21 protein-coding genes, 1 tRNA gene and 1 pseudogene are annotated in these 25,736 nt (G+C 53.2%); 11 read left to right on the top strand and 12 right to left on the bottom strand.

All coding sequences use genetic code 11. The features are described from left to right. The first annotated feature begins 28 nt into the window (after positions 1 to 28). Positions 29 to 361 carry a tRNA-binding protein gene (locus tag ACJHXB_RS02520; RefSeq protein WP_000450588.1) on the top strand — a complete coding sequence of 111 codons (333 nt, stop codon included), beginning with the start codon at positions 29 to 31 and terminating at the stop codon, positions 359 to 361. Between the two features lie 41 nt (positions 362 to 402). On the opposite strand, the gene ygjG is transcribed toward ACJHXB_RS02520, so the two are convergent. Continuing rightward, positions 403 to 1,782, bottom strand: a complete 1,380-nt coding sequence (gene ygjG, locus ACJHXB_RS02515) for a putrescine aminotransferase (protein ID WP_001309772.1) — start codon at positions 1,780 to 1,782, stop codon at positions 403 to 405. Positions 1,783 to 2,199: 417 nt separating this feature from the next. On the opposite strand from ygjG, the gene aer reads away from it, so the two are divergent. Beyond that, positions 2,200 to 3,720 (top strand): aerotaxis sensor receptor Aer, encoded by a 1,521-nt coding sequence (gene aer / locus ACJHXB_RS02510; RefSeq protein ID WP_000094690.1) that lies wholly within the window; start codon positions 2,200 to 2,202, stop codon positions 3,718 to 3,720. A gap of 28 nt (positions 3,721 to 3,748) precedes the next feature. On the opposite strand, the gene nfeR is transcribed toward aer, so the two are convergent. Further along, positions 3,749 to 4,372 (bottom strand): DNA-binding transcriptional regulator NfeR, encoded by a 624-nt coding sequence (gene nfeR, locus ACJHXB_RS02505; protein WP_000018005.1) that lies wholly within the window; start codon positions 4,370 to 4,372, stop codon positions 3,749 to 3,751. 276 nt (positions 4,373 to 4,648) lie between these two features. On the opposite strand from nfeR, the gene nfeF reads away from it, so the two are divergent. Next, positions 4,649 to 5,413 carry an NADPH-dependent ferric chelate reductase NfeF gene (nfeF, locus tag ACJHXB_RS02500; RefSeq protein ID WP_001065912.1) on the top strand — a complete coding sequence of 255 codons (765 nt, stop codon included), beginning with the start codon at positions 4,649 to 4,651 and terminating at the stop codon, positions 5,411 to 5,413. A gap of 53 nt (positions 5,414 to 5,466) precedes the next feature. Here nfeF and ACJHXB_RS02495 read toward each other — a convergent pair. Beyond that, positions 5,467 to 5,542 (bottom strand) — tRNA-Ile (locus tag ACJHXB_RS02495). A 124-nt stretch (positions 5,543 to 5,666) separates the two neighbouring features. Here ACJHXB_RS02495 and mug point away from each other — a divergent pair. After that, the gene (gene mug / locus ACJHXB_RS02490) at positions 5,667 to 6,173 is read left to right on the top strand and encodes a G/U mismatch-specific DNA glycosylase (RefSeq protein ID WP_000228933.1); all 507 of its coding nucleotides are present in this window, start codon (positions 5,667 to 5,669) and stop codon (positions 6,171 to 6,173) included. A 77-nt stretch (positions 6,174 to 6,250) separates the two neighbouring features. On the opposite strand, the gene rpoD is transcribed toward mug, so the two are convergent. The 3 genes from rpoD to rpsU all read right to left on the bottom strand — a co-directional run bounded on the left by rpoD (position 6,251) and on the right by rpsU (position 10,358). Beyond that, complete coding sequence (gene rpoD, locus ACJHXB_RS02485; RefSeq protein ID WP_000437371.1) at positions 6,251 to 8,092, bottom strand: RNA polymerase sigma factor RpoD; 1,842 nt, start codon at positions 8,090 to 8,092, stop codon at positions 6,251 to 6,253. A 194-nt stretch (positions 8,093 to 8,286) separates the two neighbouring features. After that, positions 8,287 to 10,032 (bottom strand): DNA primase, encoded by a 1,746-nt coding sequence (gene dnaG / locus ACJHXB_RS02480; protein ID WP_000918848.1) that lies wholly within the window; start codon positions 10,030 to 10,032, stop codon positions 8,287 to 8,289. A 110-nt stretch (positions 10,033 to 10,142) separates the two neighbouring features. Next, on the bottom strand, positions 10,143 to 10,358 hold the full coding sequence (gene rpsU, locus ACJHXB_RS02475) for a 30S ribosomal protein S21 (protein WP_001144069.1): 216 nt from the start codon (positions 10,356 to 10,358) through the stop codon (positions 10,143 to 10,145). 237 nt (positions 10,359 to 10,595) lie between these two features. On the opposite strand from rpsU, the gene tsaD reads away from it, so the two are divergent. Continuing rightward, complete coding sequence (gene tsaD, locus ACJHXB_RS02470) at positions 10,596 to 11,609, top strand: tRNA (adenosine(37)-N6)-threonylcarbamoyltransferase complex transferase subunit TsaD (protein ID WP_001264372.1); 1,014 nt, start codon at positions 10,596 to 10,598, stop codon at positions 11,607 to 11,609. Positions 11,610 to 11,651: 42 nt separating this feature from the next. Here tsaD and ttdT read toward each other — a convergent pair. The 3 genes and pseudogenes from ttdT to ttdA all read right to left on the bottom strand — a co-directional run bounded on the left by ttdT (position 11,652) and on the right by ttdA (position 14,676). After that, positions 11,652 to 13,114 (bottom strand): annotated as a pseudogene (gene ttdT / locus ACJHXB_RS02465) (L-tartrate/succinate antiporter). Between the two features lie 48 nt (positions 13,115 to 13,162). Continuing rightward, positions 13,163 to 13,768, bottom strand: a complete 606-nt coding sequence (ttdB, locus tag ACJHXB_RS02460; RefSeq protein WP_000722957.1) for a L(+)-tartrate dehydratase subunit beta — start codon at positions 13,766 to 13,768, stop codon at positions 13,163 to 13,165. Continuing rightward, a complete protein-coding gene (gene ttdA, locus ACJHXB_RS02455; RefSeq protein WP_000986801.1) occupies positions 13,765 to 14,676 on the bottom strand; it encodes a L(+)-tartrate dehydratase subunit alpha in 912 nt (303 codons plus the stop codon). The genes ttdB and ttdA overlap by 4 nt, the downstream gene beginning before the upstream one ends. A 206-nt stretch (positions 14,677 to 14,882) precedes the next feature. Between ttdA and ttdR the strand changes: the two genes are divergently transcribed. Then, entirely contained in the window at positions 14,883 to 15,815 is a 933-nt protein-coding gene (ttdR, locus tag ACJHXB_RS02450) for an L-tartrate utilization transcriptional activator TtdR (RefSeq protein ID WP_000935209.1), read from the top strand. Between the two features lie 12 nt (positions 15,816 to 15,827). Here ttdR and plsY read toward each other — a convergent pair whose 3' ends face one another. Continuing rightward, the gene (plsY, locus tag ACJHXB_RS02445; RefSeq protein ID WP_001272796.1) at positions 15,828 to 16,445 is read right to left on the bottom strand and encodes a glycerol-3-phosphate 1-O-acyltransferase PlsY; all 618 of its coding nucleotides are present in this window, start codon (positions 16,443 to 16,445) and stop codon (positions 15,828 to 15,830) included. 104 nt (positions 16,446 to 16,549) lie between these two features. Here plsY and folB point away from each other — a divergent pair, with 104 nt between their 5' ends. Further along, positions 16,550 to 16,918 (top strand): bifunctional dihydroneopterin aldolase/7,8-dihydroneopterin epimerase, encoded by a 369-nt coding sequence (gene folB, locus ACJHXB_RS02440; protein ID WP_001469253.1) that lies wholly within the window; start codon positions 16,550 to 16,552, stop codon positions 16,916 to 16,918. Positions 16,919 to 17,008: 90 nt separating this feature from the next. Beyond that, the gene (bacA, locus tag ACJHXB_RS02435) at positions 17,009 to 17,830 is read left to right on the top strand and encodes an undecaprenyl-diphosphate phosphatase (RefSeq protein ID WP_089626920.1); all 822 of its coding nucleotides are present in this window, start codon (positions 17,009 to 17,011) and stop codon (positions 17,828 to 17,830) included. An 80-nt stretch (positions 17,831 to 17,910) separates the two neighbouring features. On the opposite strand, the gene cca is transcribed toward bacA, so the two are convergent. Together cca and ACJHXB_RS02425 are read right to left on the bottom strand one after the other, a co-directional pair. Beyond that, positions 17,911 to 19,149, bottom strand: coding sequence for a fused tRNA nucleotidyltransferase/2',3'-cyclic phosphodiesterase/2' nucleotidase/phosphatase Cca (gene cca / locus ACJHXB_RS02430; protein ID WP_000708491.1), 1,239 nt, complete (start codon positions 19,147 to 19,149; stop codon positions 17,911 to 17,913). A gap of 63 nt (positions 19,150 to 19,212) precedes the next feature. Then, the gene (locus tag ACJHXB_RS02425; protein ID WP_001125332.1) at positions 19,213 to 19,833 is read right to left on the bottom strand and encodes a TIGR04211 family SH3 domain-containing protein; all 621 of its coding nucleotides are present in this window, start codon (positions 19,831 to 19,833) and stop codon (positions 19,213 to 19,215) included. Positions 19,834 to 20,074: 241 nt separating this feature from the next. Between ACJHXB_RS02425 and ygiF the strand changes: the two genes are divergently transcribed. From ygiF to hldE, 3 genes are read left to right on the top strand one after another with little or no spacing between them, the layout of a single operon-like run. Next, positions 20,075 to 21,376, top strand: coding sequence for an inorganic triphosphatase (ygiF, locus tag ACJHXB_RS02420; RefSeq protein ID WP_410233458.1), 1,302 nt, complete (start codon positions 20,075 to 20,077; stop codon positions 21,374 to 21,376). A gap of 22 nt (positions 21,377 to 21,398) precedes the next feature. Further along, on the top strand, positions 21,399 to 24,239 hold the full coding sequence (gene glnE, locus ACJHXB_RS02415) for a bifunctional [glutamate--ammonia ligase]-adenylyl-L-tyrosine phosphorylase/[glutamate--ammonia-ligase] adenylyltransferase (RefSeq protein WP_001469252.1): 2,841 nt from the start codon (positions 21,399 to 21,401) through the stop codon (positions 24,237 to 24,239). Between the two features lie 47 nt (positions 24,240 to 24,286). Then, the gene (hldE, locus tag ACJHXB_RS02410) at positions 24,287 to 25,720 is read left to right on the top strand and encodes a bifunctional D-glycero-beta-D-manno-heptose-7-phosphate kinase/D-glycero-beta-D-manno-heptose 1-phosphate adenylyltransferase HldE (RefSeq protein ID WP_000869178.1); all 1,434 of its coding nucleotides are present in this window, start codon (positions 24,287 to 24,289) and stop codon (positions 25,718 to 25,720) included. Positions 25,721 to 25,736: the final 16 nt, after the last annotated feature.

Genomic DNA, 25,736 nt, shown 5'->3' with positions numbered 1-25,736 from the left:
GTAAAATTTTACTTGAAGGGAGGAAGCAATGGAAACCGTGGCTTACGCTGATTTTGCACGTCTGGAAATGCGCGTCGGAAAGATTGTGGAAGTGAAACGCCATGAAAACGCCGACAAGCTGTACATCGTACAGGTTGATGTGGGGGAAAAAACACTGCAAACCGTGACCAGCCTGGTGCCGTACTACAGCGAAGAAGAGTTGATGGGAAAAACGGTGGTGGTCTTATGCAATCTGCAAAAAGCGAAAATGCGTGGTGAAACGTCGGAATGCATGCTGTTGTGTGCGGAAACCGATGACGGCAGTGAAAGCGTGCTGTTAACGCCGGAGCGGATGATGCCTGCGGGCGTACGTATCGTATAAAAAGATCGGATGGCGACGTCGTATCGCCATCCGATTTGATACTACGCTTCTTCGACACTTACTCGCATGGCCGCCAGCGCCTTACGCGCCGCTTTGATCACCAGTTCACACTGTTCAATGGTCAGTGTCAGTGGCGGTTCAATGCGGATCGTTTTGGCGTTATTGAGCGTTCCGGCCACCAGGACGCGCTGACGGAACATCTCGCTGGCAAAGTTATAGCCGATTTCGTTATCAACAAACTCAATCGCCATCAACATTCCTTTACCACGCGCCTCTTGCACCAGATCGGGATATTCCCGCGCCAGTTGACGGAAACCGTCCAGCAACATATCGCCTTTTTGTTCAGCCTGAGCCGGTAAGTTCTGCTCCAGCAACACATTGATGGTCGCCAGCGCCGCCGCACAGGCCAGCGGGTTGCCGCCAAAGGTAGTGGTATGCAGGAACGGGTTGTCGAACAGAACGGAAAACACCTCTTCAGTGGCGATGGTTGCGCCAATCGGCATCACGCCGCCGCCGAGGGCTTTTGCCAGGCACAGGATGTCCGGCTGTACGTTCTCATGCTCGCAGGCGAACATCTTACCCGTGCGCCCCATGCCTGTTTGTACTTCATCGAGGATCATCAGTGCGCCGAACTCATCGCACAGCTTACGCACGGCGGTGAGATAGCCCGGCGGCGGCAGAATGACGCCACCTTCGCCCTGAATCGGCTCAAGGATCACTGCAGCAACATCATCACCGGTTTTTTTGCACTCGCTAAGGGCCGTGCGCATGGCTTCGATATTGCCAAATGGTACATGACGGAACCCTGGCAGCAGCGGCATAAATGGTTTGCGGAAGGTCGATTTCGCCGTGGCCGACAGCGCGCCAAGGGATTTACCGTGGAACGCGCCGCTGGTGGCAATAAAAGTAAACTTGCCGCGCGGTGACTGATAAGCCTTCGCCAGCTTCAGCGCTGCTTCAACGGACTCGGTGCCGCTATTACAGAAGAAGCTGTATTTCAGTTTACCGGGCGTTAGCGCCGCAAGGGTTTTCGCCAGCATCGCCCGTAACGGATCGAGCAGCTCCTGGCTATGTAACGGTTGCTTCGCAAGTTGATTCTGTACGGCGGAAACCACAACTGGATTACGGTGCCCCACGTTGAAAATTCCAAAACCTCCAAGGCAGTCGATAAACTCCTGTCCCTGGGTGTCGACAAGCGTATTTAAACCTCCCGCTTGCCACTCTACGGCTCCGTAATCCCCGCCGGCGGTAACAGATTTGCGATACTCTAAAAACCCCGGATTGACATGCTCTTTGAAGTATTCAATCACCTCCCGGTTAAGTGCTTTCATCTCCTCATGATCCAGCGTTCGCTTCTCAATGAGATTCAGGGCGTGGGCGCTGCACGCTAAAGCCGATGCGCTCGAAGGTAACCTGTTCAAAATATGCTCCGGAGGCTCGCGTATCACATGATACCGATTTAAGTATTGCAGGGATTGCGCCACTCCGGCTGCGATCGCGAAAATCGGGATAAACACAAATGTGGTTATCATTTGCGCAATATTTAATGCTATTTGTTAACATCTGTTGTTATTTTGCACGGTTTTTGTCGGGTATGGATTTGGCGATTGCTGCGCAAATGCACACTTTCAGGGCAACAACTGCCTGATTTTTGGGCAAGATAATTAACGTTTTCGTATAGTAACAGAGTGAAAGTATTTTAAATCAAGGGATTAGATTTATGCTTTAATCGCAAATTGCGATCTAAATCAAATTAATCAGTTAAAGATAACCGCAGCGGGGCCGACATAAACTCTGACAAGAAGTTAACAACCATATAACCTGCACAGGACGCGAACATGTCTTCTCATCCGTATGTCACCCAGCAAAATACCCCGCTGGCGGACGATACCACTCTGATGTCCACTACCGATCTGCAAAGCTATATCACTCATGCTAATGACACTTTTGTGCAGGTGAGCGGCTTTACCTTGCAAGAGTTACAAGGGCAGCCGCACAACATGGTGCGTCACCCGGATATGCCAAAAGCGGCGTTTGCAGATATGTGGTTCACCCTGAAAAAAGGGGAGCCCTGGAGCGGCATCGTGAAAAATCGCCGCAAAAATGGCGACCATTATTGGGTGCGGGCCAATGCGGTACCGATGGTGCGCGAGGGAAAAATCAGTGGCTATATGTCGATTCGCACCCGGGCGACGGATGAAGAGATCGCGGCGGTGGAGCCGCTGTACAAAGCGTTGAACGCCGGACGTACCAGTAAGCGTATTCATAAAGGCCTGGTGGTGCGTAAAGGCTGGCTGGGTAAACTGCCTTCATTACCGCTTCGCTGGCGGGCGCGTGGCGTGATGACCCTGATGTTTATCTTGCTGGCGGTCATGCTTTGGTTTGTTGCTGCCCCGGTGGTGACGTATATCCTCTGTGCGTTAGTGGTATTGTTGGCAAGCGCCTGTTTTGAATGGCAGATTGTCCGCCCGATAGAAAATGTCGCCCGTCAGGCACTGAAGGTGGCGACCGGAGAGCGTAATAGTGTTGAGCATCTGAATCGCAGCGATGAGCTGGGGCTGACATTACGCGCGGTAGGGCAGCTTGGCCTGATGTGCCGTTGGCTAATTAACGATGTCTCAAGCCAGGTGTCCAGTGTCAGAAATGGCAGTGAGACGCTGGCGAAAGGCACCGATGAACTGAACGAACATACCCAGCAGACAGTTGATAACGTTCAGCAAACGGTGGCGACCATGAACCAAATGGCGGCGTCGGTGAAACAGAACTCTGCCACGGCGTCGGCTGCCGATAAACTTTCTATCACTGCCAGTAATGCGGCAGTGCAGGGCGGGGAGGCGATGACCACGGTGATCAAGACAATGGACGATATCGCCGACAGTACCCAGCGCATTGGCACCATTACTTCGCTGATTAACGATATTGCGTTTCAGACCAATATTCTGGCCCTGAATGCGGCGGTGGAAGCGGCACGAGCCGGCGAACAAGGCAAAGGTTTTGCAGTGGTGGCAGGGGAAGTGCGTCATTTAGCCAGCCGCAGCGCCAATGCTGCCAACGATATTCGCAAGCTGATTGATGCCAGTGCTGATAAGGTGCAATCCGGTTCGCAGCAGGTACACGCAGCCGGACGGACGATGGAAGATATTGTGGCACAGGTGAAAAACGTCACCCAGTTGATCGCCCAGATTAGCCATTCAACGCTGGAACAGGCCGATGGGCTTTCCAGCCTGACCCGTGCAGTGGATGAGCTTAACCTCATCACCCAGAAAAATGCCGAGCTGGTGGAAGAGAGTGCGCAGGTGTCGGCGATGGTGAAACACCGCGCCAGCCGACTGGAAGACGCGGTGACGGTGCTGCATTAATCGGTATGTCGCATCCGGCAATCGGTGATTAATCCAGTTGCGTAATATCAAAAGCGGCGCGGTCGATCACCGCAATGATCTTTTTTATTTGTGCATCAGTGATATCGCTTTGGTTGACGCGTAAATCCAGCACCGCTTTAAAATTATCCAGTGCCCGCTTCATTTGCGGGTTCTGGCGGAGTGCAGCACCAACGCAACGCGCTTTGATGCGTTCTTCGATCATCTCCACCTGTTCGCGGTTTTCTTCCAGCCACTGCGCGCCCTGTTCGGTCAGCGCAATCTGCTTCTTACCACCTTCCTCTTCGCGGATGGTAATCAGCGACTGCTCCTGCAGAAAATCCAGCGTCGGGTAGATGACACCCGGGCTTGGGGTGTAATTCCCCTGGGTTAGATTCTCAATCGCTTTAATCAATTCGTAACCGTGGCTGTCATCGCGCGAGAGAATATCCAGAATCACCAGACGCAATTCACCGTGACCAAAGAAACGTTGCCGACGACCGCCGCCGCGACCGTGGCGACCACCGCAGCATTGACCGTGTTCATGCTGGTGACCGTGTCCGCAGTGCTCGTGTTCTGACTTCTCACCTTTGCAGCAGCCCTCATGGCGTGGCTGGCCTTCATGTTTACAACACCCTTCGTGATGATGGCTCATATCAGCCTCCTTTTGTTTAATTAGATATATCTAATTTATATCTGATATGAGCATTACTGCAAGTACAAAAATGATTTTTAAACGTGGATTCATCTCACACGTAGGCCGGATAAGGCGTTCACGCCGCATCCACCAGCCTTTCTACGACGTTGAATGTCTTCTCATACCTCAGATATATCAGTTCTACAAATCGCTTGCATTTATCATGATTAACAATCATTATCATTTACGAAATTTATTTAGATATATCTGATTACTATCACGAAGGCGATAACAATGAATAACTCCCCCCGCTACCCGCAGCGCGTTCGCAATGATCTGCGCTTCCGTGAACTGACTGTGCTACGCGTTGAGCGTATTAGCGCCGGTTTTCAGCGCATTGTCCTTGGCGGCGAGGCGCTGGACGGTTTTACATCGCGCGGCTTTGACGATCACAGCAAACTCTTCTTTCCTCAATCTGATGCTCACTTTGTGCCGCCAACGGTAACGGAAGAGGGTATCGTCTGGCCGGAAGGACCACGCCCACCGTCGCGTGACTATACGCCGCTGTATGACGAACTACGCCATGAACTGGCGATTGATTTCTTTATTCACGAAGGTGGCGTCGCCAGCAGCTGGGCAATGCAGGCGCAACCGGGCGATAAACTTACGGTGGCAGGTCCGCGCGGTTCGCTGGTGGTGCCAGAGGATTACGCGTATCAGCTGTATGTCTGCGATGAATCCGGAATGCCCGCACTGCGCCGCCGCCTGGAAACGTTGAGCAAACTTGCCGTTAAACCGCAAGTTAGCGCACTGGTTAGCGTGCGGGATCACGCCTGCCAGGATTATCTCGCGCACCTTGATGGTTTTAATATCGAATGGCTGGCGCATGATGAGCAGGCGGTAGATGCGCGTCTGGCGCAGATGCAAATCCCTGCCGATGATTACTTCATCTGGATAACCGGCGAAGGCAAAGTCGTTAAGAATTTAAGCCGCCGCTTTGAAGCGGAACAGTATGACCCACAGCGGGTACGTGCAGCGGCTTACTGGCACGCAAAGTAACTGATATATAAAAAGAAAAAGGCTGACGATTTCTCGTCAGCCTTTGCTATATCTGGTGGCCCCTGCTGGACTTGAACCAGCGACCAAGCGATTATGAGTCGCCTGCTCTAACCACTGAGCTAAGGGGCCATGGTAGCGGATTATAAAGTAACTCCGTGTCGCAATCCAGCCATTACCGCGCGCCTGCTGTTTTTATAAACAATGTATTTTCAATCCGTTATACTTTTCCTGGTGATGTTAGAAAGGAGTAAATATGGTTGAGGATATTTTGGCTCCAGGGTTACGGGTCGTGTTTTGCGGTATCAACCCTGGGCTTTCATCCGCCGGGACTGGTTTTCCCTTTGCTCATCCGGCAAATCGCTTCTGGAAGGTGATATATCAGGCCGGGTTTACCGACCGTCAGTTGAAGCCGCAGGAGGCACAGCATCTGCTGGATTATCGTTGTGGCGTCACCAAACTGGTAGACCGTCCAACGGTGCAAGCCAATGAAGTTTCAAAGCAGGAGCTACACGCAGGCGGGCGTAAGCTGATTGAAAAAATTGAAGATTATCAGCCGCAGGCGTTGGCGATTCTGGGCAAACAAGCATATGAACAGGCATTCAGCCAGCGCGGTGCACAGTGGGGGCAACAAACGCTCACCATTGGTTCGACGCAGATTTGGGTGCTGCCAAATCCCAGTGGTTTAAGTCGCGTTTCACTGGAGAAACTGGTTGAAGCGTATCGCGAGCTGGACCAGGCACTGGTGGTGCGTGGGCGATAAAAACGCCACCGAAAAGGTGGCGTTTGTGCGGAGGGACTAGTGCCGGGTGCGGCGTAACACCTGATCCGGCCTACCGATTAATCGTCCAGGAAGCTACGCAGCACTTCAGAACGGCTCGGGTGACGCAGTTTGCGCAGCGCCTTCGCTTCGATCTGACGGATACGTTCGCGGGTAACGTCGAATTGTTTACCCACTTCTTCCAGCGTGTGGTCGGTGTTCATGTCGATACCGAAACGCATACGCAGAACTTTCGCTTCACGCGCGGTCAGGCCAGCCAGCACGTCGTGCGTTGCCGCACGCAGGCTTTCGGTGGTCGCAGAATCCAGCGGCAGCTCGAGGGTGGTATCCTCGATGAAATCCCCCAGATGCGAATCTTCATCATCACCGATCGGCGTTTCCATGGAGATTGGCTCTTTGGCGATCTTCAGCACTTTGCGGATCTTGTCTTCCGGCATCAGCATACGTTCAGCCAGTTCTTCCGGCGTTGGTTCACGGCCCATCTCTTGCAGCATCTGGCGAGAAATACGGTTGAGTTTGTTGATAGTCTCAATCATATGCACCGGAATACGGATGGTGCGCGCCTGATCCGCGATAGAACGGGTGATCGCCTGACGGATCCACCAGGTTGCGTAGGTGGAGAACTTGTAACCACGGCGATATTCGAACTTATCTACCGCTTTCATCAGGCCGATGTTACCTTCCTGAATCAGGTCAAGGAACTGCAAGCCACGGTTGGTGTATTTCTTGGCGATAGAAATAACCAGACGTAAGTTCGCTTCAACCATCTCTTTCTTCGCACGGCGGGCTTTTGCTTCACCGATGGACATACGACGGTTGATATCTTTAACCTGCTCGATGGTCAGGCCTGTTTCTTCTTCAATCTGCTGCAGTTTCTGCAGGGCGCGATGCACTTCTTCAGAGACATCGTGCAGTTTTTCCGACCACGGCTTGTTCATTGCAATTGCCGCGTTGAACCAGGTATCGCTGGTTTCGTTGCCGGTAAACAGGGTAATGAAGTTTTTCTTCGGCATTTTGCACTGCTCAACGCAGAGCTTCATGATCAGACGTTCTTGCGTACGAACGCGGTCCATCATGACGCGCATGCTGTTGACCAGGTAGTCAAACTGCTTCGGCACCAGGCGGAACTGTTTGAATACTTCAGACAGTTTCAGGATCTCTTCCTGAGCGGCAGCGTGACTGCGACCTTTCGCTTTGATGGTGTCACGCGTTACAACGTACTGAGCGCGCAGTTCCGCAAATTTTTCACGAGCCAGTTCCGGGTCGATGCTGTTGTCATCATCGGCGCTGTCGTCATCGCCATCTTCTTCGTCTTCATCTTCGTCATCGTCCAGATCTTCCTGGGAAAGCTCAGAACCGACGTGAGTGGCGGTAGGTGCCAGATCTTCTTCTGCGTTCGGGTCAACAAAGCCGGTGATCAGATCGGACAGACGCGCTTCTTCTGCTTCAACACGATCGTACTGTTCCAGCAGATAGGTGATCGCTTCCGGATATTCAGCAACGGAGCATTGAACCTGGTTGATCCCGTCTTCAATACGCTTAGCGATGTCAATTTCGCCTTCGCGGGTCAACAGTTCAACGGTGCCCATTTCACGCATGTACATGCGTACCGGGTCAGTCGTGCGCCCGATTTCAGATTCCACGCTGGAAAGCACCTGCGCGGCGGCTTCGGCAGCATCTTCGTCCGCGGTGTTTTCAGCCAGCATCAGATCATCGGCATCCGGTGCTTCTTCCATCACCTGAATGCCCATGTCGTTGATCATTTGGATGATGTCTTCGATCTGATCTGAATCGACGATATCTTCCGGCAGATGGTCATTGACCTCGGCATAGGTCAGATAGCCTTGCTCCTTACCACGGGTGACAAGAAGTTTCAGCTGTGACTGCGGGTTTTGCTCCATAAGACGGTATCCACACTTATTTCATGAGGTTGGTGTTGGGCGATTGACCCGATGTCCTTCAGCCGTTAACGCTGAAATCCAACGGTTGTTTACCGCCAACGATAATTACGAGGGCGTACTTATATATTTGCCGCTGCCTCTCAGTGCGGCTGTCGGGGGCTTCCCGATCGCTCTTCGGCACTTAAGCCGTTAAATCACTTTTTCGCCAGCTCCTGGTTTAATGTCCAGAGCTCCAGGCGTTCTTCGTTGCTTAAACCATGCGTGCGCTCACGAGCGATTAACTCTTCCTGGCGCAGTTCAAGCAGCGAATCAAACATATGGTTGAGTGAGTCGGTGAAGGTTTGCTCAGCAATATTCTTATCTGCTATATCGTCCCACATCGACAGTTTTTCAAGGGTGGCAGCATTATTTGTACCACGATAGTGCTCTAAAAGTTGCCCGGTGGTCAGACCTGGCTGAGAGAGACAAGTGTTGACCAGTTCTCTGAATAAGCCAAGTCCAGGGAGCTTATTTTCATCCAGATTCTCAAGCGGCGGGACCAACGTCGCTAATTCTGGATTTTGCACCAGCAACCCTATAAGTATACGCATGGTCGTGCGTTTTAGCTGCGGAACAGGGCGAGAAACGCCGCTCTCTGCCGCTTTTGGCATTAATCGTTCAAGCTGGCTGTCATCAAGTATGCCTAATTTGTTGCCTAATTCCTGACGAAGATATATTCGCAGCGTTTCGCCCGGCACTTGCGATATCAGTGGCAGTGCCAGCGTACTCAAACGTGCGCGCCCGTCAGGGGTACTCAGATCAACTTGCGGCATCAGACTGTTAAACAGAAATGCGGAGAGTGGCATCGCCTGCTCCATCCGCGCTTCAAACGCTTCTTTACCTTCTTTTCGTACCAGCGTGTCAGGGTCTTCGCCATCCGGCAAAAACATAAAGCGTAGCTGACGGCCGTCTGTCATGTAAGGCAACGCCGTTTCCAGCGCTCGCCAGGCGGCATCGCGGCCTGCACGGTCGCCGTCATAACAGCAAATGACATTGTTGGTCGCGCGGAACAACAGTTGTATGTGATCGGCGGTGGTTGACGTACCTAACGACGCAACGGCGTAATTAATGCCGTATTGCGCCAGCGCCACCACGTCCATATAGCCTTCGACCACAAGCAGACGATTGGGTTCAGCGTTATCCTGCTGCGCTTCATAAAGACCGTAAAGCTGGCGGCCTTTATGGAAAATGTCCGTTTCCGGCGAGTTCAGGTATTTGGGGGTATCGTTGCCCAGCACGCGTCCGCCAAAACCAACCACCCGACCGCGTTTATCACGAATGGGGAACATCACCCGCTCGCGGAAACGGTCGTAACTGCGCCCCTGATCGTTAGTGACCAACATGCCCGCATCAATCAATGACTGGCGATTTTCTGGATTGCCGCCAAACCGCTTCAGGACGTTGTCCCAGCCAGGGGGGGCAAAACCAATCGCAAAGCGGGCGATAACCTCGTGGCTTAATCCGCGTTTTTCCAGATACTGGCGCGCAGACGTGGCAACAGGTTGCTGTAAAGATTGTTGGTAAAACGTATTCAGACCGTCCATCAACTGATAAAGCGTTTGTCGTTGATGGCGCTCGATCTGGCTGGGGCCGCTACCTGCTTCAAATGGCACTTCAAGATTGTGCATTGCCGCCAGCTCTTCGACCGTTTCGACGAACTCAAGCTTGTCGTAGTTCATCAGGAAGTCGATCGCGTTGCCGTGCGCGCCACATCCAAAGCAGTGGTAAAACTGTTTCTCACCGTTAACGGTGAATGATGGGGTTTTCTCGTTGTGGAATGGACAACACGCGTGGAAATTCTTGCCCTGCTTTTTCAGCTTTACACGGGCATCGATCAGATCGACGATGTCAGTGCGTGCCAGCAGATCATTAATGAATACGCGTGGGATTCGTCCAGCCATAGGCCCCGATTTTTAGCAATTCATAAACGAAAATAAGCCGCGCATTCCTTTCGGAAGCACGGCCTTACAACTACAACTCGGTCTGATCGGAGAGCAACGCTCTCGGGGAATTAGTACAGACGAGTGCGGCGTGCGTTTTCGCGAGCCAGTTTCTTCGCGTGACGTTTCACTGCAGAAGCTTTAGCGCGCTTACGTTCGGTAGTCGGTTTTTCATAGAACTCACGACGACGAACTTCCGCCAGAACACCTGCTTTTTCGCAGGAACGCTTGAAGCGACGCAGAGCTACGTCGAACGGCTCGTTTTCACGTACTTTAATTACCGGCATGTGCCTCTCACCTTTGATTAATTCGGTTTGCCGCTGGCATCAACGCCAGCTTATTTCAAAATGGTGCGGAATTTTACTGCAATTGCTGCTGCTTTGTAAAGCACCGCGGCCTTTTTTGAAAGGGACTTTTATAAGGGTGAGGAGTATACACGAGGCTTTCTCCAGGGGCGAACAAAGTTTTACATCAACCCGCATTGGTCCTACACTGCGCGGTAATAAAGCGAGGTAAAACAAGTCATGCGTGTACTGGGTATTGAAACTTCCTGCGATGAAACCGGCATCGCCATTTACGACGATGAAAAAGGTTTGTTAGCCAACCAATTGTATAGTCAGGTGAAATTGCACGCTGACTACGGCGGCGTCGTGCCTGAACTGGCCTCCCGCGATCACGTGCGTAAAACCGTACCGTTGATCCAGGCGGCGCTAAAGGAGTCTGGTTTAACGGCAAAAAACATTGATGCTGTGGCCTATACCGCAGGCCCTGGATTAGTCGGCGCACTGCTGGTTGGCGCGACCGTGGGGCGTTCTCTGGCGTTTGCCTGGGACGTTCCGGCGATCCCGGTACACCATATGGAAGGGCATCTGTTAGCGCCGATGCTGGAAGATAACCCACCGGAATTTCCGTTTGTGGCGCTGCTGGTTTCCGGCGGTCATACGCAGTTAATCAGCGTGACTGGCATTGGTCAGTACGAGCTGCTCGGCGAGTCTATCGATGATGCGGCTGGTGAAGCGTTTGATAAAACCGCGAAGCTGCTGGGGCTGGATTATCCTGGCGGACCATTACTGTCGAAAATGGCGGCTCAGGGTACAGCCGGGCGCTTTGTCTTCCCGCGCCCGATGACCGACCGTCCAGGGCTGGATTTCAGCTTTTCTGGTCTGAAAACCTTCGCGGCAAATACCATTCGTGATAACGGCACCGACGACCAGACGCGTGCTGATATCGCCCGCGCCTTTGAAGATGCGGTGGTCGATACGTTGATGATTAAGTGTAAGCGAGCGCTGGATCAGACGGGCTTTAAGCGACTGGTCATGGCGGGCGGCGTGAGTGCTAACCGCACGTTACGGGCGAAGCTGGCTGAAATGATGAAAAAACGCCGTGGCGAAGTGTTCTACGCGCGTCCGGAATTTTGTACTGATAACGGCGCGATGATCGCCTATGCCGGAATGGTGCGGTTTAAAGCAGGCGCGACGGCGGATCTCGGCGTTAGCGTGCGTCCGCGCTGGCCGCTGGCGGAGTTACCGGCTGCGTAAAACTATTGGGTGCCGGAGAGTCACTTCCGGCACCGTCCTCACTTAAAGCAACACCATGGGCATCCACAGTAAGCCGGTAATCACCAGCAACACGAGGAATATCAGCCCAAAAATTGCCCCCAGTCGCCAGTAATCCACCGTTGGCAGATAACCACTGCCGTAGTAAATCGGACTGGGTCCGGTGGCGTATGGCGTAAGAATGCTCCCCAGACCAATTGCCGCACCAACCATCAGGCAGAACACCGGCAGCGGGATTTCCGGCATCGCCAGCGCGGCGGCAATCATCATCGGTGCGAGAGCGGAGGTATACGCTGTGGCGCTGGCAAAAAAGTAGCGCAGCAGATAAAAGACCACAATCAACGCCACCATCACTATCGTTGGCGAATAACCGCTTAAGCTGCCTGCTAACAGTTTGCCAAACCAGCTAATAAAACCGGTGTTGTTGAGTCCGGTAGCGAGGGTGATAAGCGAGGCCAGCCAGAAGAAAACGTTCCACGCCGCTTTATTACTGACAATATCGTCCCAGCAGATAATGCGCAGAAGCAGCATCAGCGCCACCACGCTGTAACCGACCATCGCGGCATCGATATAATCACCGCCAAAAATCCACAGCACCAGTGCGCCTACCATCAGCCCCAGCATCCGTTTTTCACGCGAACAGAGCGGGCCCATTGCCTGCAGTTCCGTCTCTGCCCAGCGCGGCACCTGATCGCCAGACTTCAGTACCGGCGGGTACAGCACGTAAGCCAGCCAGGGAACCAGCAGAACCAGTAAAATGCTGAGCGGCAACATCCCGAGGAACCAGTCGCCCCAGCTCAGCGTGGCGTGAGATGCGCTTTTCATCAGTCCAATTAACAGCAAATTTGGAGCCATCGCCGTCAGGAAAATGGCGCTGGTCACGCAGTCGGCAATAATCCCCATCCACATGATGTACGAGCCAATGCTGCGCGAACTGCTGTCGTTTGGTTGTGATTGATAGAGCGGTGGCAGGTTACGGATGATGGGATAGATAATCCCCGCACCGCGCGCCGAGTTGGACGGTGTTACAGGTGCCAGGATCAGCTCGGAGAACATCACCGCATAGCCGAGAAACAGCGTACGATGCCCCATCTTTTTCACCAGAATCAGCGCGATACGTCGCCCCAGCCCGGTTTTTCATAGCCTGTGCCAAACATAAAGGCGGCGAAAATCAGCCAGATAACCGAATTAGAAAAACCAGAAACCGCCCAGGAGAGGGATTTGGCGGTGAACTTAAAACCTGGCTGGGCAAGCTGCTCCGGGCTAAACAGTAGCCACGGTGAGAGAATGGCGATAATGGAGATACCCACCATCGCCACCACGGCACCCGGCACGGGTTCGAGGATCAGTCCAACGATCACGCCAGTAAAAACGGCAAAGTAGAGCCAGGTATGACTCTCCAGCCCTGCGGGAACCGGAATTAGAGCAATAATGGCGATGACCGCCAGCGGCGCAAGGTATCGCCACCATTCAGTGGAAGGTTTCATCGTGTTATGCCTGCGAAAAAGGAGAGGGGGTGAGCCTCTCCGGGAGGGTTATTTGATGTAGTGGACGTGCTCGCAAATCTCTTCCACGATGGGATCGCGGCGTTCGGCGAACAGCTTTTTGTTTTCGGCTATCAGGTTGTTGCCGTGGGTATCAATAGAGACAATCAGCGGACCGAACTCTTTGACCCGGCAGACCCACAGCGACTCCGGCATCCCGAGTTCTGTCCAATGCACTTCTTCAATCTCTTCCACCTGGGTTGCCGCCAGTACTGCGCAGCCTGCCGGGAAAATCACATGCAGCGCCTTGAATTTCTGGCAGCCTTCTTCGGTCAGCGGCCCCATTCCGCCTTTGCCGACCACCAGTTTCACGCCGGTCTGTTCGATAAATTCACGTTCAAAACTTTCCATACGCATACTGGTTGTCGGGCCGACGGATACCATCTCCCATTTGTCGCCGTTTTTGCGCACGATGGGGCCAGCGTGGAAAATCGCTTTGCCGTTGAGATCGTAAGGGATCGGACGTTTCAGTTCGATCAAGCGGCGGTGACAAACGTCACGGCAGGTCACCAGCGTACCGGTCAGGTAGATCACATCGCCGACGCGAATATCTTGCAGATCTTCAGCTTTGATCGGGGTTGTCAGGATCTTTTTCATAACGCGCTCCGGGTGTGAGACAGATTTTCAAAGGAGAGATCGGCATGAACCAGCAGTGTGCCGCGACGATGCGCCCAGCAGCCTGTAGAAACAGCAACGCCGATGGTTGACGGATGGCGGGCGGCAGATTCGATATGCACGCCCATCACTGAACTGTTGCCAGTCAGCCCTTGTGGACCAATCCCCAGACGGTTGAGTCCTTCTTCCAGGCGTACTTCCAGCTCTGCCGCTTTTGGATTTGGATGGCGGCTGCCAATCGGGCGCAAAATGGCTTTTCGCGAGAGCACGGCGGCGGTTTCCACCGAGGTGGCGATGCCCACGCCCACCAGTACCGGTGGACAGGCGTTTACGGCGAGGGTGGAGATATTTTCGAAGACGAATTTCACTACGCCTTCGTAGCCTTCTGACGGCATTAACACTTTCGAGCGGCCTGGTAGCGTGCAGCCGCCGCCTGCCATGTAAACTTCGATTTCCGCATCGTCATTGTCGGGGATGATGTCCCAGGTGACCCACGGTACGCCGCTACCGGTATTTTTGCCGGTATTTACTTCGTCAAAAATTTCTACCGCATTGTGACGCAGTGGCGCTTTGACGGTTGCCTCTTCCACGGCTTGTTTGAGTATGCTTTGCAGCTCGCCAAGCAGTGGGAAGCGGGAACCGACTTTAACGAAGAACATAATCTCCCCGGTGTCCTGACAGGCAGGACGATTCAGGTCAATCGCTTTTTGCATGTTGTCGAACATCGTATGGTAGATAATTTTCCCCATCGACGACGTTTCGGCATCCTTTAGCTGTTTTAGTTTATCCACCACGTCATCAGGCATTCGGGTAGAAATCATGGCGGTAAAGTTAGCGACAATCTCCGTCAACTTATTCACTGCCTGTTGCTTATTACTTTCGCTCATCATGGCAACTCCAGTTTCTTTATTTGTCTGGAAAAATTCACTGCAACAAACTACCACTAAAAATGTGGTTTTATATTTTTTGCCACCGTGAATATGTAATTAACAGTTCGTGAATCAACGCGAAAATAAGAATGAATATTGCGCCAGAGCAGGGAATGGCAATGTTTTGCGAAATACACTGCGCTTATCACAACTGCGGATAATTAACGATGCTGAATAGCTGGCCTTTAGCCAAAGATTTGCAGGTACTGGTAGAAATCGTCCACAGCGGGAGTTTTAGCGCTGCAGCGGCGACGCTTGGGCAGACGCCTGCATTTGTCACCAAGCGGATCCAAATCCTTGAAAATACGCTGGCAACAACGCTGCTGAACCGCTCCGCTCGCGGCGTGGCGCTGACTGAAAGTGGCCAACGTTGTTACGAGCATGCGCTGGAAATCCTCACCCAATATCAGCGACTGGTCGATGACGTTACGCAAATCAAAACGCGCCCGGAGGGGATGATTCGTATTGGCTGTAGTTTTGGTTTTGGGCGCAGCCATATTGCGCCAGCTATTACCGAACTGATGCGCAATTATCCTGAGTTACAGGTGCATTTTGAATTGTTCGATCGGCAAATTGATTTAGTGCAGGATAATATTGATCTGGATATTCGTATTAATGACGAAATTCCTGATTATTATATTGCGCATCTTTTGACAAAAAATAAACGAATATTATGTGCTGCACCTGAGTATCTGCAAAAATATCCGCAGCCACAATCCTTGCAGGAATTAAGTCGTCATGACTGTCTGGTGACCAAAGAGCGTGATATGACCCACGGAATATGGGAGTTGGGGAACGGTCAGGAGAAAAAATCGGTGAAGGTAAGCGGGCACCTTTCCTCCAATAGTGGTGAGATTGTGCTGCAATGGGCGCTGGAAGGAAAAGGAATTATGCTGCGTTCTGAGTGGGATGTTTTGCCGTTTCTGGAGAGTGGCAAACTGGTGCGAGTATTGCCGGAGTATGCACAAAGCGCCAATATCTGGGCGGTTTACCGGGAGCCGCTCTATCGCAGCATGAAATTACGTGTCTGCGTGGAATTTCTGGCGGCATGGTGCCAGCAACGGCTGGGCAAGCCCGACGAAGGCTATCAGGTTATGTAGACTCGCGAAAAATCACTCAGGATCCTTTTCGCGCTTTCTTTTGAATTTCGTCCAGATTTTTGTCTCTTGACGACGCCACAGACGCTGGATGTTGTCATGATGACGCAGCAGGATCAGGCAAGAGAGCATCGAAACCGGGAAGGTGAATTGTGGCTTAAACCACCAGACGTAAAACGGAGCAATCAGTGCGCTGACAATCGCTCCCAGCGACGAGTATCCGCTCAATAGCACGGTCAGTAACCAGGTTCCCGCCATTACTCCGGTGAGATCCCAGCCAATTGGTGCGATGGCACCAAAAGCGGTAGCAACGCCTTTTCCTCCTTTAAAACCGAAGAAAACGGGCCAGATGTGTCCAAGACAGGCGGCGATGGCAATTAAGCCTAGCCAGAAGGGGCTGACACCTAATTCATACGCGCCCCAGACGGGCAACATTCCTTTCAGAACGTCGAAAATCAGTACTGCTACGGCTGCTCCCTTGCCACCGATACGTAACACATTGGTTGCGCCTGGATTGCCGGAGCCGCTGGTTCGCGGATCGGGCAGCCCACACAAGCGGCAAACCAGAATGGCACTGGAAATGGAGCCGCAGAGGTACGCGATGAGGATCATTCCAGGCGCGATTGCACTCATAAGCTGTTCCGTTTTGAAAATTCGTGTTCAACGATGAATCTGTGGATAATACGCACATTTCGCCGGAAGTGGTATCCGGTTAGCCAAAAAGCAGGCAGGACGTGATGGATATTGTATTTATAGAGCAACTTTCGGTAATCACCACTATTGGTGTTTACGACTGGGAACAGACCATCGAACAGAAGTTAGTGTTCGATATCGAAATGGCATGGGATAACCGTAAAGCGGCGAAAAGTGATGATGTGGCGGATTGCCTCAGTTACGCTGACATTGCAGAAACGGTGGTCAACCACGTCGAGGGGGCGCGTTTTGCGCTGGTGGAACGCGTGGCTGAAGAGGTGGCAGAGCTGCTGTTAGCACGCTTCAACTCGCCGTGGGTGCGTATCAAACTCAGCAAGCCAGGCGCAGTTGCGCGGGCGGCGAATGTTGGCGTCATCATTGAGCGTGGCAATAATCTGAAAGAAAATAATTAATTTTACAGCTGTTAAACCAAACGGTTATAACCTGGTCATACTGCAGTAGTTCGGACAAGCGGTACATTTTAATAATTTAGGGGTTTATTGATGAGCGATATGCACTCGCTGCTGATAGCGGCAATATTGGGTGTGGTCGAAGGATTGACAGAATTTCTGCCGGTATCCAGCACGGGCCATATGATTATTGTCGGTCACTTGTTGGGGTTTGAGGGCGACACGGCGAAAACCTTTGAGGTTGTGATCCAGTTAGGATCAATTCTGGCAGTGGTTGTCATGTTCTGGCAACGTCTGTTTGGCCTTATTGGTATTCACTTTGGCCGCCCGTTGCAGCACGAAGGAGAAAGCAAAGGTCGTTTAACGCTGATCCACATTTTGCTGGGGATGATTCCGGCGGTGGTACTGGGGCTGTTGTTCCACGACACGATTAAGTCATTGTTTAACCCGATAAATGTGATGTATGCGCTGGTCGTTGGCGGTCTGTTGCTGATTGCCGCCGAATGCCTGAAACCAAAAGAACCGCGTGCGCCGGGTCTCGATGATATGACCTATCGTCAGGCGTTTATGATTGGTTGCTTCCAGTGTCTGGCGCTGTGGCCGGGTTTCTCCCGTTCCGGGGCGACCATTTCAGGTGGGATGCTGATGGGGGTGAGCCGTTACGCTGCTTCCGAGTTTTCGTTCCTGCTGGCGGTGCCGATGATGATGGGCGCAACGGCGCTCGATCTCTACAAAAGCTGGGGCTTCCTGACAACCGGCGATATCCCGATGTTTGCCGTTGGGTTTATCACCGCTTTTGTGGTGGCGCTGATAGCGATTAAAACCTTCCTGCAATTGATTAAGCGCATTTCGTTTATCCCTTTCGCCATTTATCGCTTTATTGTGGCGGCTGCGGTGTATGTCGTGTTCTTTTGATTGAGGGATAGTGTCGGATATGACGCATGTGCGTCTTATCCGACCTGGACGGTGTTTGCAATATATTGAAATTCAAGTGCTTAATCAGGCTTTGGGCAACGTTGTTCCTTCCAGCTGGCTACTGCCGCAATCCGCCGTCGGGTCAGCTCCTCGCGAATCTCCACACCTTTAAATCCCGCTTCAACGACGGCTTTTGTCGGCACTGACTGTGCCACTTCCCAGGCTTCGCGCAACCAGCGGCCTTGCGGGTAGTCCGCTGATTCAAAACCGGTTCTGCCGCGCACATCAGCCTCGCTGGTCAGCGCCAGTTGCTCGACACGCTGCGGTTTACGCCAGGCGTCGATGGAATCAAATAATTTGACGATGGTTTTTGGGTTCAGCATTGGGAAGGTGTGGATGAGATCGTGAAACTCAGCCACCAGTCTGGCTAAATCGCGAATTTCATTTGGCACGCGCAGACGCTGGCATAGTTGTTCCACTAACTTAACACCCGCCGGGCCATGACCATGATGACGCGGCCAAAGTTCTGGCGGCGTCAGTCCTTTACCGAGATCGTGGCATAGCGTTGCGAAACGGACATCGACCTGCGGACTCAGCATCGCCGCCATTGAGAGCGTCATTAAGGTGTGAATACCGGTGTCGATTTCCGGATGCCACCTAGCAGGGGCCGGAACGCCAAACAGGGCGTCAATTTCCGGGAATAAAACGCGCAGTGCGCCGCAATCGCGTAGTACCTGGAAGAAGACTTGGGGATTGCGGGTGGTGAGGGCGCTTTCCGTCTCTTTCCATACCCGTTCAGGCGTCAGGTGTTCCAGTTCACCCGCATGGGTCATCTCGCGCATCAGTGCCAGAGTTTCATCGGCAATACGAAAACCGAGGTGGGCATAACGCGCAGCAAAACGCGCCACGCGCAATACGCGTAACGGATCTTCGCCAAAAGCGGGGGAAACATGGCGCAACAGACGATTTTGCAGATCGCCCAGACCGTTGTACGGGTCGATAATCTCGCCGTTATCGTCCTGGGCCAGCGCATTAATGGTCAGATCGCGACGCTTAAGATCATCTTCCAGCGTGACATCCGGTGCGGCATAGCAGGTAAAACCGGTGTAACCGGAACCGGATTTCCGTTCAGTACGTGCCAGCGCATACTCTTCATGCGTTTGCGGATGCAGAAAAACAGGAAAATCGCGGCCTACCTGCTGGTAGCCCGCGTCGAGCATCTCCTGTGGCGTACTGCCGACCACCACCCAATCTCTGTCTTTGACCGGTAGCCCTAACAATGCATCCCGAACAGCACCACCGACCAGATAAATCTTCACGCCATCATCCCTTCGTCAAATACACAATTCCTAATAATAAGACAGTGCAACGAAGAAGGCGATTTAGTTCATCCAGCGATCTTTGCGTTTGCGCGTTGGGATCAGGTGCGGCAGTACCAGACCAAGCAGCAAGCCAAGCCCCAGCACGCCGCCGCCATACATAAACCATTGCATGATGATGGTGCGCTGTTTGTCATCCAGCTGTACGCTGGCGGCATCGACCTTTTTCTGCGCGACAATCAGCTCGTTTTTCAGTTTCTGATTTTCTTCTTTTAACCCGTTGATCACGCTGTCGCTCTGCGCCACTTTTTGCTGCATTTCTGCGGTGCGCTGATTCCAGGTGTTATCGATATTGGTGAGTTTATCAGTCAGGGTTTTGACCTGATTTTCCAGATCTGGCACACGGGAGCGCAGACTTGGCTCAGTGCTAAGTTGTTTCAACGGGATCCAGGCGGTACGGCCAGAGCTGTCTTTCACCTGGGCATAATTGGTGTTGGCGTCAGTTTGTAATAAGGTCACTTCCTCGCCGGCGTTAACCGTGCCCACGAGGCGATAATGATCTCCCGGACCGCTACGGACCCAGGTATTCAGTTCATCAGAAACATAGCGCGTTTCTTCAGCGTGTGAGACGGCAGTGGCGCTAAGTGCGAGTAAAGTTAATCCGATCAGGCGTAATTTTGGCATCAGGCTGTCGTTATTGTCATGGAAAGTGGAACGATAGTAGTGGCATCAGTGTCGCTACGCAAAGCATTCGACATCAATCGGAATCCTCTGTGTCAGGTCTTGCCACTGCTTCAAACTTTTACGCCCGTCAAATTGCCCGTTGCATGGCAATTTGGCGCAAAATACTATCTACTGACAAAAAAGATCGCATTAAGTTCGCCGTTCATCGTCACTTATGTGACATAACCGATAAGTAAAGGCCATGGCTCAGGAAATCGAATTAAAGTTTATTGTTAATCACAGTGTCGTTGAGGCGTTGCGTGACCATCTCAATACGCTGGGCGGCGAGCACCATGACCCCGTGCAGTTGTTGAATATTTACTACGAAACGCCGGATAACTGGCTGCGTGGGCACGACATGGGCTTGCGTATTCGTGGCGAAAACGGTCGCTATGAGATGACCATGAAAGTTGCAGGAAGAGTGACAGGCGGCTTACACCAGCGCCCGGAATATAACGTGGCGTTGAGCGAACCGACGCTCGACCTGGCGCAGTTACCGACGGAAGTCTGGCCGAACGGCGAATTGCCTGCCGATCTCGCTTCCCGCGTACAACCGCTGTTCAGCACCGATTTTTATCGCGAAAAATGGCTGGTGGAGGTCGATGGTAGCCAAATTGAAATCGCCCTCGACCAGGGGGAAGTGAAAGCGGGGGAATTTGCTGAGTCTATCTGCGAGCTGGAACTGGAACTGCTTAGCGGCGACATGCGTGCGGTGCTGAAACTGGCGAACCAACTGGTATCGCAAACCGGATTACGCCAGGGCAGCCTGAGCAAAGCGGCGCGTGGCTATCATCTGGCGCAGGGCAATCCCGCGCGTGAAATCAAACCGACCACCATTTTACATGTTGCGGCAAAAGCTGATGTCGAGCAGGGGCTGGAAGCTGCGCTCGAGCTGGCGTTAGCGCAATGGCAGTATCATGAAGAACTATGGGTACGCGGCAATGATGCGGCGAAAGAGCAGGTGCTGGCAGCCATTGGCCTGGTCCGTCATACGCTGATGCTGTTCGGTGGCATTGTGCCGCGTAAAGCGAGCACTCACTTACGTGATTTATTGACTCAATGCGAAGCGACCATCGCTTCAGCGGTTTCTGCCGTGACGGCGGTCTACTCTACCGAAACGGCAATGGCGAAGCTGGCATTGACCGAATGGCTGGTAAGCAAAGCCTGGCAGCCGTTTTTAGATGCCAAAGCGCAGAGTAAAATGAGCGATTCCTTCAAACGTTTTGCCGATATCCATCTTTCCCGCCATGCCGCTGAACTGAAAAGCGTTTTCTGCCAGCCGTTAGGCGATCGCTACCATGACCAGTTGCCACGCCTGACGCGTGATATTGATTCGATATTGTTGCTGGCGGGTTACTACGATCCTGTCGTCGCGCAAGCCTGGCTGGAGAACTGGCAGGGGCTGCGTCACGCTATTGCGACCGGGCAACGCATCGAAATTGAACATTTCCGTAATGAGGCAAACAATCAGGAACCGTTCTGGTTGCACAGCGGAAAACGTTAATCAGGCAAGGATAAAATCGCTTATGAAGCCGCTCTCTTCACCGTTACAGCAGTACTGGCAGACCGTTGTTGAGCGGCTGCCAGAGCCTTTAGCCGAGGAATCACTTAGCGCACAGGCGAAGTCAGTACTTACTTTCAGTGATTTTGTGCAGGACAGCGTGATTGCGCATCCAGAGTGGCTGACGGAACTGGAAAGCCAACCGCCGCAGGCCGACGAATGGCAGCATTACGCGGCATGGTTGCAGGAGGCGCTCAGTAATGTGAGTGATGAAGCCGGGTTAATGCGCGAACTGCGGCTATTCCGGCGGCGCATTATGGTGCGCATCGCCTGGGCGCAAACGCTGGCACTGGTTACTGAAGAGAGCATTTTGCAGCAGCTGAGTCATCTGGCGGAGACGCTGATTGTTGCGGCGCGTGACTGGCTGTATGACGCCTGCTGCCGCGAGTGGGGAACGCCGTGCAATGCGCAGGGCGAAGCGCAACCGCTGCTGATTTTAGGCATGGGTAAGCTGGGCGGCGGGGAACTGAATTTCTCATCAGATATCGATCTGATTTTTGCCTGGCCGGAACATGGTTGTACGCAGGGCGGACGCCGGGAACTGGATAATGCGCAGTTTTTTACCCGCATGGGCCAGCGGCTGATTAAAGTGCTGGATCAACCAACGCAGGATGGCTTCGTCTATCGCGTGGATATGCGACTGCGTCCGTTTGGCGAAAGTGGCCCGCTGGTGCTGAGCTTTGCGGCGCTGGAAGATTATTACCAGGAGCAGGGGCGCGACTGGGAGCGTTACGCGATGGTCAAGGCGCGGATTATGGGGGATAGCGAAGGCGTCTATGCTAACGAGTTGCGTGCGATGCTGCGCCCGTTTGTTTTCCGCCGTTACATCGATTTCAGCGTCATCCAGTCGCTGCGCAACATGAAAGGGATGATTGCCCGTGAAGTGCGCCGACGCGGTTTGACCGACAACATCAAACTTGGCGCGGGTGGCATTCGTGAAATTGAATTTATCGTCCAGGTATTCCAGCTCATTCGCGGCGGGCGCGAACCGTCGCTGCAATCGCGCTCTTTACTGCCAACGCTCAGCGCCATTGCCGAGCTGCATCTGCTTTCTGAAAACGATGCTGAACAATTGCGAGTGGCGTATCTGTTCCTGCGGCGTCTGGAAAACCTGCTGCAAAGTATTAACGACGAACAAACCCAGACGCTTCCTTCTGATGAGCTTAACCGTGCGCGGCTGGCGTGGGCGATGGACTTTGCTGACTGGCAGCAACTGACTGGGATGCTGACCGGACATATGACCAATGTGCGCCGGGTGTTTAATGAATTGATTGGCGACGACGAAAGTGAAACTCAGGAAGAGTCGCTGTCGGAACAGTGGCGTGAGCTGTGGCAGGACGCGTTGCAGGAAGATGACACTACACCAGTGCTGGCGCATCTTAGCGAGGACGATCGCAAACAGGTGCTGACGCTGATTGCCGATTTCCGCAAAGAGCTGGATAAGCGCACAATCGGGCCACGCGGACGTCAGGTGCTCGACCATCTGATGCCACATCTGCTAAGAGATGTCTGTACACGTGAAGACGCTACTGTAACGCTGTCGCGCATTACGGCCTTGCTGGTGGGGATTGTTACCCGCACCACCTATTTAGAATTGCTCAGTGAATTTCCTGCGGCGCTTAAGCATTTGATTTCTCTGTGTGCCGCATCGCCGATGATTGCCAGCCAGCTGGCGCGCTATCCGTTATTGCTGGATGAACTGCTCGATCCAAACACTCTCTACCAGCCGACGGCGACCGATGCCTACCGTGATGAACTGCGCCAGTATTTGCTGCGCGTGCCGGAAGATGACGAAGAACAACAGCTTGAGGCGCTGCGTCAGTTCAAACAGGCGCAACTGTTACGTATTGCGGCAGCGGATATCGCCGGTACGCTACCGGTAATGAAAGTGAGCGATCACTTAACCTGGCTGGCGGAGGCTATGATAGATGCCGTCGTTCAGCAGGCGTGGGTTCAAATGGTTGCCCGCTACGGTAAGCCAAATCACCTGAACGAACGCGAAGGGCGTGGTTTTGCGGTGGTCGGCTACGGCAAGTTGGGCGGCTGGGAGTTAGGCTACAGTTCCGATCTTGACCTGATCTTCCTCCATGATTGCCCAATGGATGCGATGACTGACGGCGAGCGGGAAATCGACGGGCGACAGTTTTATCTGCGTCTGGCGCAACGCATTATGCATCTGTTCAGTACGCGAACCTCTTCCGGCATTTTGTATGAAGTGGATGCACGACTGCGTCCGTCCGGGGCGGCGGGAATGCTGGTGACATCCGCAGAAGCGTTTGCCGATTATCAGAAAAACGAGGCCTGGACGTGGGAACATCAGGCGCTGGTGCGTGCGCGTGTAGTGTACGGCGATCCGCAGCTCACCGCGCACTTTGACGCAGTACGCCGGGAGATTATGACGCTGCCGCGCGAAGACAAAACCCTGCAAACAGAAGTGCGGGAAATGCGCGAGAAAATGCGTGCCCATCTCGGCAATAAACATCGCGATCGCTTTGATATCAAAGCCGATGAAGGCGGAATTACCGATATCGAATTTATTACTCAATATCTGGTATTGCGCTACGCTCATGAAAAACCGAAGTTAACGCGCTGGTCAGACAACGTGCGCATTCTGGAACTACTGGCGCAAAACGACATTATGGAAGAGCAGGAAGCGATGGCGCTGACCCGTGCTTACACGACGCTGCGCGATGAACTTCATCATCTGGCATTACAGGAATTGCCGGGCCATGTGTCGGAGGATTGCTTCACCGCAGAGCGTGAACTGGTGCGGGCAAGCTGGCAGAAGTGGCTGGTGGAAGAATGAAGTATGGTATTATCGCGCGCAAATTTTGAATCTCTCAGGAGACAGGAATGAAAGTAACGCTGCCAGAGTTTGAACGTGCAGGAGTGATGGTGGTTGGTGATGTGATGCTGGATCGTTACTGGTACGGTCCCACCAGCCGTATCTCGCCGGAAGCGCCGGTGCCCGTGGTTAAAGTGAATACCATCGAAGAACGTCCGGGCGGCGCGGCTAACGTGGCGATGAATATCGCTTCTCTCGGTGCTAATGCACGCCTGGTCGGGTTGACGGGCATTGACGATGCGGCGCGCGCGCTCAGTAAATCTCTGGCCGACGTCAACGTCAAATGCGACTTTGTTTCTGTACCGACGCATCCGACTATCACCAAATTACGGGTACTTTCCCGCAACCAACAGCTGATTCGTCTGGATTTCGAAGAAGGTTTCGAAGGGGTTGATCCGCAGCCGCTGCACGAGCGGATTAATCAGGCACTGAGTTCGATTGGCGCGCTGGTGCTTTCTGACTACGCCAAAGGTGCGCTGGCAAGCGTACAGCAGATGATCCAACTGGCGCGTAAAGCGGGTGTTCCGGTGCTGATTGATCCAAAAGGTACCGATTTTGAGCGCTACCGCGGCGCTACGCTGTTAACGCCGAATCTCTCGGAATTTGAAGCTGTTGTCGGTAAATGTAAGACCGAAGAAGAGATTGTTGAACGCGGCATGAAACTGATTGCCGATTACGAACTCTCGGCTCTGTTGGTGACCCGTTCCGAACAGGGTATGTCGCTGCTGCAACCGGGTAAAGCACCGCTGCATATGCCAACTCAGGCGCAGGAAGTGTATGACGTTACCGGTGCGGGCGACACGGTGATTGGCGTCCTGGCGGCAACGCTGGCAGCGGGTAATTCGCTGGAAGAAGCCTGCTTCTTTGCCAATGCGGCGGCAGGCGTGGTGGTCGGCAAACTGGGGACATCCACGGTTTCGCCGATCGAGCTGGAAAATGCAGTACGTGGACGTGCAGATACCGGCTTTGGTGTGATGACCGAAGAGGAACTGAAGCTTGCTGTAGCGGCGGCGCGTAAACGCGGTGAAAAAGTGGTGATGACCAACGGCGTCTTCGACATCCTGCACGCCGGGCACGTCTCCTATCTGGCAAATGCCCGCAAACTGGGTGACCGCCTGATTGTCGCTGTGAACAGCGATGCCTCCACCAAACGGCTGAAAGGGGATTCCCGCCCCGTTAACCCGCTCGAACAGCGTATGATTGTGCTGGGCGCACTGGAAGCGGTCGACTGGGTGGTGTCGTTTGAAGAAGACACGCCGCAGCGCTTAATTGCCGGGATCCTGCCAGACCTGCTGGTGAAAGGTGGCGACTATAAACCAGAAGAGATTGCCGGGAGTAAAGAAGTCTGGGCCAACGGCGGCGAAGTGCTGGTGCTCAACTTTGAAGACGGTTGCTCGACTACCAACATCATCAAGAAGATCCAACAGGATAAAAAAGGCTAACCGGAAAGCGTTTCAC

The sequence above is a fragment of the Escherichia sp. WS3227_2 genome (assembly GCF_046486495.1).
Taxonomy (GTDB): Bacteria; Pseudomonadota; Gammaproteobacteria; order Enterobacterales; family Enterobacteriaceae; genus Escherichia; species Escherichia coli.
The sequence above is the reverse complement of the archived record's forward strand: the minus strand, read 5'-3'. Positions and strand labels throughout refer to the sequence as shown.